Origin of the sequence: Amphritea sp. 1_MG-2023 (assembly GCF_030547545.1) — a bacterium.
Classification (GTDB): Bacteria; Pseudomonadota; Gammaproteobacteria; order Pseudomonadales; family Balneatricaceae; genus Amphritea.
In genome coordinates this window covers 22,341-34,238 of sequence record NZ_JAUOQE010000040.1, presented here as the reverse complement: position 1 = coordinate 34,238, position 11,898 = coordinate 22,341, and the positions used below count along the sequence as shown (strand labels likewise).

Genomic DNA, 11,898 nt, shown 5'->3' with positions numbered 1-11,898 from the left:
TTTCAATGGGTTAATCAAACAGCTCGGTTTGTGTCAGCGACCGTTTCCGGTGGCTGTCTCAAGCGAGGAGGCGCATTCTACACCGGACAGGCAGAGAGTCAACAGGGACAGCACAAAAAAGTGAATAATTTATGAAAAACGGTGAATTGTTTAACCACGCGGCGCTAGAAGTCGCTACGCGGCCCGCCTGAGGGGAGATGCTATCACTTACTCATCTATCAGCAAGCAACACCTTCGAGCACACAGCTCCGCTTATGCCCCTCAGGCTGACGTTTAAACCGTTTACCGCCCCCTAGAAACGCAAAAAGGCTCCCAGAGGAGCCTTTATTGACAAGCTATTCGATTAGGCTTGCGGGCCCGCCGCAATAATCGCTTCTGCGACACCCTCAAACTTACCGAAGTTACGCGTAAACTGACCAATCAAATCTTTAGCCGTGGCATCATATGCCTCTTTATCGGCCCAAGTGTTACGAGGATTCAACAATCCAGCATCAACACCTGGCACTGCGGTTGGCACCGTCAAGTTAATACCTTCAAGATATTCTGTCGGTACGTCAATCAGATCACCATTTTGAATCGCAGCGATAATACCGCGCGTCGTTGGGATATTGAAACGAGAACCGGTACCGAATGAACCGCCTGTCCAACCGGTATTGACCAGATACACCTGACTATCGAACTCTTCAATTCGCTTAATCAGCAAATCGGCATACTCGCTAGCGGGACGCGGGAAGAATGGTGCACCGAAACAAGTGGAGAAGGTTGATTTAACGCCCTCACCAGAACCCATTTCAGTCGATCCAACTAACGCGGTATAACCTGATAAGAAGTGATATGCCGCCGCTTCTTTAGACAAAATAGAAACAGGAGGCAACACACCGGTCAAATCGCAGGTAAGGAAGACGATGGCTTTAGGCTCGCCACCTTTATTTTCTTCTGTACGCTTTTCAACGTGCTCCAGTGGGTAAGCGCAACGGCCATTCTGCGTCAGTGTGGTATTGGAGTAATCCGCTGTACGCTTTTCATTCAGGGTGACGTTTTCAACAATGGCGCCGAAACGGATAGCGTTCCAGATAATGGGTTCGTTCTTCTGACTCAGATCGATTGTCTTAGCGTAGCAACCGCCTTCTAAGTTGAAGACAACACCTTTACCCCAGCCATGCTCATCATCACCGATCAAAAAACGCTCAGGATCGGCAGACAAGGTTGTTTTACCGGTACCGGAAAGTCCAAAGAATAACGTTGTATCGCCATCTTCGCCCACGTTAGCGGAACAATGCATAGGCAATACATCTTTTTCAGGCAGCAAAAAGTTCTGCACAGAGAACATCGCTTTCTTCATTTCGCCCGCGTAACGCATACCCGCCAATAAGACTTTGCGCTTCGCAAAGTTAATGATGACGCAACCATCGCTATTGGTGCCGTCACGTTCAGGATCGCACTCAAAGTTGGCCGCATTAATAATCTGCCACTCTTCTTTGGCCTTTGGATTGAATTCTTCTGGACGAATGAAGAGATTTTGACCAAATAGATTCTGCCACGCCGTTTCAGTCGTCATTAATACTGGCAGGTAGTGATTCGTGTCAGAACCAACGTGTACATTAGCAACGAAATGCTCGCGAGCGGCCAGATATTCTTCAACACGTACCCACAGAGCATCAAATTTATCTGCATCAAATGGACGGTTAATCGGACCCCAATGGATTGCATCAGAGGTACTGGCTTCATCGACGATATAACGATCCATCGGAGAACGACCTGTACGCTTGCCTGTTTCAACAACCAACGCGCCAGAATCAGCGAGTATTCCTTCGCCACCCTGAATGGCTTTCTCAACTAGCTGAGCCGGGCTCAAATTGACGTGTACAGTGTTCACGGTTTCTTTGCTCATTGCTTGATTCCCTTGGCTTCTAGCCAAAAAAAGTAATTTACCTGAATAAAGTGGGCTGGCCCCAACATCTTGTGCATTCCAGTAGGAAAACCAACGGGGTCGTTATTATAAGGAGGCGTATTATGTCAAAAAAGTGCTGAAAACACCATTCACCAGACAATTTCTCAACCGCAATGTAAAAGTATTTAGCCGCTCTTTACAAAATAGCGGCCAAAAGTACACGGTCGATCATGTAAACTTATCAGTGAACTTGATCAGAACCTTTGATATTGGCGCTATCTGCAAACAGCATCGCGATATCAGCCATATCAAACTGATAGAGTTCATTACAGAACTGACAATTCACATCAACACTACCCTCTTCCTGCACAATTTGCTCTAACTCTTCCCGCGACATCGCTCGCAGCGCATCACTAGTACGCTGACGGGAACAGTCACAGTTAAACTGTAATGTATCCGCCTCATAGAGACGACAATCTTCTTGATGAAACAGTCGATGCAGGATCGTTGTATTATCCAGCGACAGTAACTCTGCATCGCTAAGCGTCGCCGCTAAGCTGCTAAAATGTTCCCAATCAGCCGTCGAATCACCACTGGCGGGCATCACCTGGAGTAAGAATCCGGCAGCCCGCTGCTCATCGGCCACCAAATGGATCTGCGTTGGTAGCTGCTCAGATAAACTAAAATAAGCTTCTAAGCACTCACTTAAGCGACTCCCTTCAAGCGGCACAACCCCTTGGTAACGTTGCCCTTGATCCGGCTCAATCGTGATGACTAATTGACCACCTTTAAGCAACTCACAGAATTCAGCTTGCTGCGGAAGCTTGCCATCAAAGCGAGCAATCGCACGCAGATCACGCTGATGATTGCACTCAGCCATCAACACTTTCACTTGATTATTGCTCTGAGCCTGCAACATCAAGCGGCCATCAAACTTAAGGGTAGCGCTTAACAGACTCACGGCAGCCATCATTTCACCCAGCAATATATTGATTAGCTGAGGGTATTGATGCTTTGCTATTGCCTGTTGATAACTCTGCTCTAAACCGGCCATCACACTGCGGATATCCGCATGTTCAAACATGACCCGTTGAAGCTGATCAGAATTACTCATGATATTCTCTAAAACCTATCTCTTAACTGAAGGTTAGCGGGACTCGCTAAACCAATAACCTGGCCCGACCAGCCCTAAATATTATCATAATCGCCGCAAATCTAGCGATCCTTAAACTGTATAATCTTCCGCCGATCTTTTTTATTCGGGCGGTGATCAGGAGCAACATTCCCTCGCATCTCTTTACGCAATGCGGCCCTCTCTTCTCTCGCCTTTATACTTTGCTCGGTTTCCTGATACAGTAACTGCGCTTCAGGGGCGCCGCGACGCTGATCAGAGATCGCCATCACGACCACTGTTTTTTCATCTAGGCCTTGACGAATAACTAATTTAGCGCCTAATTCAACGATACGGCTACACTTCGCTCGCTGTCCCTGATAATGCACTTTACCGCCTTCTACAGCGTCTTTCGATGCGCCTCGAGTTTTAAAAAAACGCGCCGCCCACAACCATTTATCCAAGCGAACTTTCTCTGACTGAGAAGGCTTTTGATGATCCGTCTGCTTAACCGTTCGTTTACTCATCTATTTTTTATCAACTCATCAAAATGCTCTATCGCATTAAAATCTAAAATGTCACGTCTTGGTTGTTGACTATCGGGTTGAACAATACTGAGTAAGTGAGTAATACCATACTGTTTAGCCGATGCTAAGACTGCCAAACTATCATCCACCAGCAATGTCCGCGCCGGATCAAACGGCTCATCTCGCTGTAATTGCTGCCAAAAGGCCTGTTGCTCTTTTGGCACACGATAATCATGCGAGCAGACAATATTATCAACCAACTGATCTAACTGAGTTTCCTCTAATTTGAGCGACAAACTATCCTGATGTGCGTTGGTCACGATAACACGACGTATATTTTCATCCTTAAGATGCGCAAGAAAATCATGTACATGGGGCCTAAACGCGATACGGTCACGGATCTCCCGCTTCAACGCTTTAATATCAACTTGCAACGCTTGCGACCAATAATCAAGACAGTACCAATTTAACGTACCTTGTTCCTGCATAATTCTTTGATGGAGCCACTGCGATACCTCCGAATGTTTCAGCTTATGCAGCTCAGCATAGCGGATCGGAAGATGCTCCAACCAAAAGTAGGTATCAAAATGTAGATCTAACAAGGTGCCATCCATATCCAGAAGCACCGTATCAATATTTTTCCAATCCATATAAAAAGTCAAAGCTGCAGGTTAGTATTAGGTTAGGTTTGTCACTGAATGACGAGGATTAATCCAGTATGCCTGTAAAACCGGATATTTTGAAGGTAACCGCCACTGCCAAAAGCCGCCTATTTCAAGTAGAAGAACTTGAACTACGCTTTTCTAATGGTGTTGAAAGAACCTATGAGCGTTTGGCCAACCGTGGCCGAGGCGCAGTCATGATTGTTGCACTTGATGATCAACAAAACGTTTTGCTGATTCAAGAATATGCTGTTGGTCTCGAAGATTACCTGCTCACGCTGCCTAAAGGTCTCATCGATCCCGGTGAAGATGCACTACAGGCCGCCAATCGCGAACTCAAAGAGGAGGCCGGATTCGGAGCACAGCAACTACAAGTCATTAAAGAGATGACCTCGGCACCTAACTACATGGGCCATAAGATTACCGTGGTACTCGCACAGGGTTTATACCCCTGTCGTTTGCCTGGCGATGAACCCGAAGAGATGGAAGTCACTCACTGGCCATTGAGCCAAATAAACCAATTATTTGAACGAGATGACTTTTCCGAAGGTCGGGCGATTGCCGCACTCTACATGATTAGGGATCGACTCGCTAAGGCTGAATGAGCAATACACCTAGGGCTGTATCAGCCTTACATTTTCGAATGAACGCGCAGCTGACGGGGTAGGTAACGCTTCACCCCATCAGTATGTTAGCGCTCAGGTTGGGCTAAGGCGCTTTACATTCCCGCGTCCCCACTCGGACGACATTTTCAACTTTTTTCTGCATGGCCGGATCTCTGATAGCACCCTGCATAATACGTTCAACTTCATTATCACTAAACTGTTTATGGACATAATCCGATAGGCAGCTACATTGCTCCTCGGTCGCGGTACCACCCGCCATACAGCCTTGTTTAAATGGCTCCCAGGTTTTTGACGTCAGATATTGAGTTTTAACGGTAAAAACGATCAATAAGACCGCCGCAATCCAGAGAAACACTTTACCCATAACCGATTATCACCTGTTTTATTATCATGATTACTATCACCGTAAGAACCATGATTCTAACAGTTCCATCATATCTGTCAGCTAACTTTAGTCTGATGCTATCGTTCAGCAGGCTAAGGAAGGTGCGAATAAGTCTGTTATGTTCTCTGCGGACATTAGAATGGCCAGATACGCGAAAGCCAGTGCAGCGCAATGTCTGGACCTTTTCAAGCTGGCTGACAAAGTAGATGACCATTCTAATATCCGCCCTTCAGAGCTTTCAGAAAAGCAGGATCTCAGCGTTAACATTTTTCGACATACAGCCAGTATGCCTGTAACGGTTGCCTTGATCTCCAGCTTCTCTGTCAGCCAGAGACGCAATTGACTTTTTCGCACCTTCCCTAATTTCCCTTTGATTACTAAGGCATTAACAAGGCAATGAAAAGCAACAGCAAGGGTGCTATCATTCTGCGACGCTATATAAGCGATGCTTGAATTATTCCTAACAAGCCCCTATATAAATCGTCAGGTTTATATAAAGATTTCACAACCTATGCTGAATAAGACACTATAAAAGGTAATTAACTATGAGCTTTGAACTGCCAGCACTGCCCTTTGCCAAAGATGCACTGGAACCCCATATCTCTGCCGAGACGCTGGACTTCCACCACGGTAAACACCACAACACTTACGTCGTTAAATTGAACGGTCTGATTCCGGGTACCGAATACGAGAACAAATCTCTAGAAGAGATCATCATGTCTGCGCCTGCCGGTGGTGTATTCAACAATGCCGCGCAAATCTGGAACCACACGTTCTACTGGAACTGCCTGTCTCCAAACGGTGGCGGTGAGCCAACCGGCGCAGTAGCCGATGCGATCAACGCTAAATGGGGTTCTTTTGCTGCATTCCAAGAAGAACTAAACGACAAAGCGGTTAACAACTTCGGCTCTAGCTGGACTTGGCTCGTGAAAAACGCTGACGGTTCTCTGGAAATCGTCAACACCAGCAATGCAGGAACACCAATGACCAATGGTCAGACTGCACTGCTGACCGTCGATCTATGGGAACATGCTTACTACATCGATTACCGTAACGTACGCCCTGACTACCTGAAAGGTTTCTGGGCTCTGGTCAACTGGGACTTTGTTAACCAGAACCTGGCTGGCTAAACGAGCAAACGTTGAAAAGGCATCTTATGATGCCTTTTTTTTACTTCCGATTTAGCTCTACAGGGAAATAGATTACACTTAGATCATGATACGGATTTCATCGGATGGTCACGGAACCAAACACCGCCATGCAAAAAAGCTATTTCTCGCTTACTACCGCCATCTGGCTATCACTCACCCTACTCATGGTGAGCATCAGTCTACTCTCTGATTATGATCGGCTGAAAAAAACGCTCCGTAATGATGCCCACTTTGTCTACTCATCTATTTATGAAAAAACCTACATCAATGAAGTCCTATTACAGAGCTTCACCCTGTTGGTTTCCGCAGCTCCCAATGACGATGAGGCGATTCGAGGTTTTGCGCATGAAATTCGCCGACGATATCCACATATCGAACGACTGCAAATTCAACAACAGCGGCCTCCGCTCAGCCAAAGCTACGGCACCACCAGCCATTATCAGATCGACCCTCAAGGCACGCATCACAATGCCCGCTTTCCAATAACCTTTATTGAGCCACAAACATCCGATACCCGCTATCTGCTCAACAAAGACCTCTTGGCCGATCCATTATTTGCCGAAACTATCCGCTTTGCTCGACAATATCATCAACCAATCACATCCCCCCCTTTTCCTTTAGAGCAAAAGCAAAACAGCTATGGTTTATTTCTCGCCTTTTTCGCCCGCGATACAGAGCAGAGTCCACAAAACCTCTATATCGCCTCTCTCGTGATCAATACCGATGGTCTGCTTCCAGAGACCAGCTTCCTCGCCGAGCATGAAAGCATTAGCCTACTGAATGGGCAGGGAAATATTATCGATCATTACCAATCAGCCCCGCCGCCATCCTTTTTTGACTGGCTCCCTAGACTAGAAGAGCAACGCACGATTAATCGCTTCGGACAGTCTTTCCAATTAAATATTGTGCATCAAATCAACGCCAAAGATATTAACTTAGGGATGCTGCTCACACTGATATCGGCATCCATTGCCTTCTTTTTTATGCTCACCGCTTATTTAAATCAGAAAGTGCGAGCGGCCATTGAGCATTCATCCGTCTATGAAACATTACACCACGAACGTCAGCAGCTAGAGATACGCATTGATAAACGCACTCGAGAACTTCGCGAGCAGTTACTCGAAAACCGTCAATTAACACATCAAATACTCGCCGTACAAGAACGGGAGCGGCGCAATCTATCCAGAGAACTGCATGATGAGCTGGGTCAGTCGCTCACCGCGATTCGTACTGATGCTAAAATTCTGAAACGTACTCATCCAGAAGAAAGCAGTCTCGTTAATCAAACTGCCGAGTCGATTGATGCGATTGCTCAGAATATCTATGATGTCACCTACGGCATGATGCGTAGTCTGAGGCCTTCGGCACTCGATGATCTAGGAGTCGTCGACGCTATTCGGGAGTGTATCGTATCGAATCGTTTTAAAGAGCATGGCATCACCTTACATACCGATTTCCAAGGTCCCCTCAACGAGATGTCGGAAGTTTATAACATCTCCCTGTTTCGGCTAACTCAGGAAGCCTTTAGCAATATTATTAAATACGCCCATCAGGCTCGCAATGTCTGGTTAGATATTCACCGTACCTCACAAGGACAGCGGAAAGAGATCAGCGGTGATCGTCTCGAGTTGATGATCAGCGATGATGGTTGTGGTTTTGATATTGAAGCCGAAGCCTTCAAAAAAGGCTTTGGCCTAATAGGTATGCGTGAACGAGTTAGGGCGCTTGGAGGCTTCTTTCAGGTCCGTAAAAACCATGACCATGGTACCCGTATCATCGCCATTATCCCGCTGGCTGAAGAAGATCAAGTAACGCCGGCCACACTTGATCGAGCAGAGCCGGCTGAGCCTTCGCTGTAGGGTGAAGACCATCGGCTTGCATGAGTTCGGGCTGTAACACCACTGTGGCCATAAAAAATGGCACCAAAGGCACTTGCTGCTGTTCAGCGACCCGACTAAATAACGCCGTAAATCCCTCGCTATAACGGGGACCATAGTTCGGTGGAATTTGCATCTCCAACAATAATACCGCGGCCCCTGCGGCTCGCGCTTGGTTCACCAGTAGATTCAGGTTATTTTCGATCAATTGAAGGGGGGCTCCCCGTAAACCATCATTCGCCCCTAGTTCCAGCACCACCAGTTCGGGCTGATATTGATCCAATGCGGCAGGCAAGCGCGTAATACCTCCGTGAGTCGTTTCGCCACTGATGCTGACATTGATCACGTCATAGTCAGGATGACTTTGCGCCAAGCGTTGTTCCAGCAACGTCACCCAACCTTTATTCGCTGGGATACCATAGGCTGCTGAAAGGCTATCACCCATGATTAAAACTGAACCACTCCATGCTAAGCTAGACAGCAATAATAAGCCGATTCCAAATAGAGATGCCATGACGACTCCTGAACCCTGTTCTGTTTTGATTGCCACCGCACTGGCTAAAACATTTGCCGATGAGCGCGGTGGACTGAATATATTCAATCATATCAACATCCGCGCCGAAGCGGGCGAAAGTGTTGCCATTATTGGCCCATCTGGGGCAGGAAAGTCGACGCTGCTGAGCATTCTGGCGGGGCTTGATGAGCCTAGCGAAGGCAGTATAGCGTTACTCGGCCAACCCCTAGCAGGACTTGATGAGGCCTCCCGTGCTGAATTACGCGCCAATCATATCAGCTTTGTGTTTCAGTCGTTTCAGCTGTTACCCGAACTTAGTGCCCTCGATAATGTGCAGTTAGCTCTAGAGATTCAGGGCCATCCACATCCAGCAGAACAGGCGGGTTACTGGCTTGACCGAGTCGGTTTGAGTCACCGTCATCAACACACTCCTTCTCGGTTATCCGGCGGTGAACAGCAACGCGTCGCGATTGCGCGAGCCTTTGCCACCGAACCCAGTCTGCTATTCGCGGATGAACCCACCGGCAATCTCGATGAAAAGACCGGACAAGAGATCATTGAACAACTGTTTGATCTCAACCGTCAGTTAAATACCACGCTGATTCTAATCACTCACGATGCCTCTCTGGCGCAGCGCTGTCAGCGACGCCTTTACCTGCATAATGGAACGCTGCAGGAGCAATAATATGAGAACAAAACAGCTTATTCGTCTCGCCTTAAAGCAGTCCCGCTCAGACCTACTCACCTTTGAGTGGCGAGCGCTACTACTGGCACTCTTCCTCGCCACGGCGCTATCCGGCTTCCTCGCACTGTTAGGTAATCAATTAGAAAAGGGGCTTAATCGACAAAGTGCGACCATGTTGGGGGCCGATTTAAGCCTGAGTGATAGTCAACCCATTAACGAAGCGCTGCATCAAGTTGCCCAACAACGGGGTCTGCGCTACACCGATGTCGTACAGTTTTCTTCGATGGTGAGCACCAGCGAACAGATGCTCCTGAGCTCTGTCAGGGCGGTTAGCGAACCTTATCCTTTGCGCGGAGAGATCATCACCTCACCCGAGCAATCAACACCGATACCCACGCCCGGCACCGCATGGGCCGAGCAACAACTACTAGAGCGGATGGGCCTGAAAGTGGGGGCCACGATTAGCCTCGGCTACGCAGATTTTAAAATCACCGCGGCGGTGCTCAGTTCCCCCGATCGCGGCACCGGCTTTCGCAGCTTCAGCCCACAACTCCTGATTAACGATCAAGACCTAGCAGCTACGCGAGTCATACAGCCAGGTAGTCGCATCGGCTATCGCACACTCTTCAGCGGTGCAGAAGCCCCGATCCGTGATTTTTATAACCATTTAAACAATCAACTCACTCCGCAACAGCGACTCTGGTCGGTCTATGCAGATCAACCTCTCGCCACAGGGGCATTGCAAAACGCTTCCCATTTCTTACGCATGACATCGCTATTCGGTTTATTGCTTTGTGGCTTGCTAATCACCTTAAGCCTGCGCCGTTACAGCAGTGCACAATATCGTCGTAGCGCGCTACTTCAATGCTTGGGGCTGAGACCGCAACAGATCCTGCGATTATATCTATTGAAGTTACTACTGGGTTGGGGACTGGCCGCCTTAGCGGGTTTACTGGCCAGTGGTATCGTCTTGCAACTCACCGCCTCGTTATTACAAACGCTAGTGCCATCCGGTTTGCCGGCGCCAGATTACCGCCTATTCGCGACAGGGCCATTGTTAAGTTTAACGTTACTCATACTGCTTGGCTTTGCACCGCTACTGCGCATCAGTCGTATTCCCGTGATGGGCCTGTTACGCCGCGATCAACTCAGCCATCAAGGACTGAGTTGGCCTATCCGACTGATCATCCTGACGCTTGCAGCGATCGTCATCAGCTTATATCTAGGTTCAGTCATCAATGCGTTGGCAGCCATCACACTCACCGTGGCAACGATTCTGATCGCCGGCCTCTGCGCCAGTTTCATACTTCCACCGCTTGGTCACCTCTTGGCTCGCCGCTTCCGCCTCGGGCGCTTACTACGTTATCGTTTACGTCAACAACGCCAATGGCATCGCATTCAACTGGGGATTATGTGTCTATTGCTAACCCTGCTCAGCAGCCTACTACTCACTCAAACAGAGCTGGTTAACCGTTGGCAGCAACAACTACCAGTTAACACGCCAAACCAGTTTGTGATAAATATTCAACCATGGGAGCTGCAACCGCTGAGTCAATTTCTCACCGAATCCGGTATCGATACCACCCTTTACCCCATGATTCGAGGGCGCGTGATGCGGATCAATGATCAGCCCCCCGAAGCGGTACTCAGCCCCGAGCAGAGGCAACATAATGCTTTAAAAAGAGAGCTAAATTTAAGCTGGTCGGCCTTTGCGCCAGCACATAATAAACTGCTGGCAGGAGAGTGGTGGCCTGCAGAAACGCAAGAGAATTTAATCTCCATCGAACAACAATTGGCCAGCAGTTTAGGTTTAACCTTAGGCGATAAAGTTGGCTTTGAGGTCGCAGGGCAACCGTTTAGTGCCACGATTAGTAATATCCGTCAGGTTGAGTGGCGCTCGTTCAGGCCCAATTTTTACATCATTTTCAGCCCTGGGGTGTTACAAAATTATCCACAAACTTACATCACTAGCTTTCGTCTCGAGCAACAACAGGCGGGACTTAGCCGCGAACTGTTACAACAATTCCCAGCGCTAACACTTATCGATGTCAGCCAGTGGATTGATCAAGCCAGCACCTTGATCGATCGTTTAATTCAAGCCTCGACCCTGATTCTCGGACTCACCATCGCTGCCGGTTTAGTCCTGCTGCAATTATTAGTTTATCAAGAACTGGAACAACGACGTCACGAAAATGCCCTACTTCAGGTACTGGGCAGCACCCCCAGACAGACGCGTCAATTGGATATCTTGGAATTCGCTCTGCTGGGGCTTGCCAGTGGCATGATGGCCGCCCTGTTGACAGAAATCATCACCGGCCTGATCAGCTATCGCTTGCTCGAATTACCCGCCATCCTGCATCCGAGTCTTTGGCTGCTATTGCCTCTTGCCGGCGCAGCGTTATTTACGCTTAGCACCTTCATCAGTCACCGTCAGAGTGGTTTCCATCAACTCCAACGGCTCTAATCAGC

General features: G+C 48.2%; 11 protein-coding genes. 5 read left to right on the top strand and 6 right to left on the bottom strand.

From position 1 onward, the window contains the following. Positions 1-343 precede the first annotated feature (343 nt). The 4 genes from Q4488_RS16755 to yrfG form a co-directional block, all read right to left on the bottom strand. A complete protein-coding gene (locus Q4488_RS16755) occupies positions 344-1,891 on the bottom strand; it encodes a phosphoenolpyruvate carboxykinase (RefSeq protein WP_303581635.1) in 1,548 nt (515 codons plus the stop codon). Between the two features lie 241 nt (positions 1,892-2,132). After that, positions 2,133-3,005, bottom strand: coding sequence for an Hsp33 family molecular chaperone HslO (hslO, locus tag Q4488_RS16750; protein WP_303581634.1), 873 nt, complete (start codon positions 3,003-3,005; stop codon positions 2,133-2,135). 101 nt (positions 3,006-3,106) lie between these two features. After that, entirely contained in the window at positions 3,107-3,529 is a 423-nt protein-coding gene (gene hslR, locus Q4488_RS16745) for a ribosome-associated heat shock protein Hsp15 (RefSeq protein WP_303581633.1), read from the bottom strand. Further along, complete coding sequence (yrfG, locus tag Q4488_RS16740) at positions 3,526-4,179, bottom strand: GMP/IMP nucleotidase (protein ID WP_303581632.1); 654 nt, start codon at positions 4,177-4,179, stop codon at positions 3,526-3,528. The genes hslR and yrfG overlap by 4 nt, the downstream gene beginning before the upstream one ends. A gap of 68 nt (positions 4,180-4,247) precedes the next feature. Between yrfG and nudE the strand changes: the two genes are divergently transcribed. After that, on the top strand, positions 4,248-4,796 hold the full coding sequence (nudE, locus tag Q4488_RS16735; protein WP_303581631.1) for an ADP compounds hydrolase NudE: 549 nt from the start codon (positions 4,248-4,250) through the stop codon (positions 4,794-4,796). A gap of 103 nt (positions 4,797-4,899) precedes the next feature. On the opposite strand, the gene Q4488_RS16730 is transcribed toward nudE, so the two are convergent. Beyond that, a complete protein-coding gene (locus Q4488_RS16730; protein ID WP_303581630.1) occupies positions 4,900-5,181 on the bottom strand; it encodes a hypothetical protein in 282 nt (93 codons plus the stop codon). 566 nt (positions 5,182-5,747) lie between these two features. Here Q4488_RS16730 and Q4488_RS16725 point away from each other — a divergent pair. Together Q4488_RS16725 and Q4488_RS16720 are read left to right on the top strand one after the other, a co-directional pair. Beyond that, the gene (locus tag Q4488_RS16725) at positions 5,748-6,332 is read left to right on the top strand and encodes a superoxide dismutase (RefSeq protein WP_303581629.1); all 585 of its coding nucleotides are present in this window, start codon (positions 5,748-5,750) and stop codon (positions 6,330-6,332) included. A 104-nt stretch (positions 6,333-6,436) separates the two neighbouring features. Continuing rightward, positions 6,437-8,212 (top strand): ATP-binding protein, encoded by a 1,776-nt coding sequence (locus Q4488_RS16720; RefSeq protein WP_303581628.1) that lies wholly within the window; start codon positions 6,437-6,439, stop codon positions 8,210-8,212. On the opposite strand, the gene Q4488_RS16715 is transcribed toward Q4488_RS16720, so the two are convergent. Continuing rightward, positions 8,136-8,744: an arylesterase gene (locus Q4488_RS16715; RefSeq protein WP_303581627.1), complete on the bottom strand. Its 609-nt coding sequence runs from the start codon at positions 8,742-8,744 to the stop codon at positions 8,136-8,138. The two genes, Q4488_RS16720 and Q4488_RS16715, sit on opposite strands and share 77 nt — an antisense overlap. Between Q4488_RS16715 and Q4488_RS16710 the strand changes: the two genes are divergently transcribed. Beyond that, the gene (locus tag Q4488_RS16710; RefSeq protein ID WP_303581626.1) at positions 8,743-9,429 is read left to right on the top strand and encodes an ABC transporter ATP-binding protein; all 687 of its coding nucleotides are present in this window, start codon (positions 8,743-8,745) and stop codon (positions 9,427-9,429) included. The genes Q4488_RS16715 and Q4488_RS16710 overlap by 2 nt on opposite strands. 1 nt (position 9,430) lies before the next feature. Further along, a complete protein-coding gene (locus Q4488_RS16705; protein ID WP_303581625.1) occupies positions 9,431-11,893 on the top strand; it encodes an ABC transporter permease in 2,463 nt (820 codons plus the stop codon). Positions 11,894-11,898: the final 5 nt, after the last annotated feature.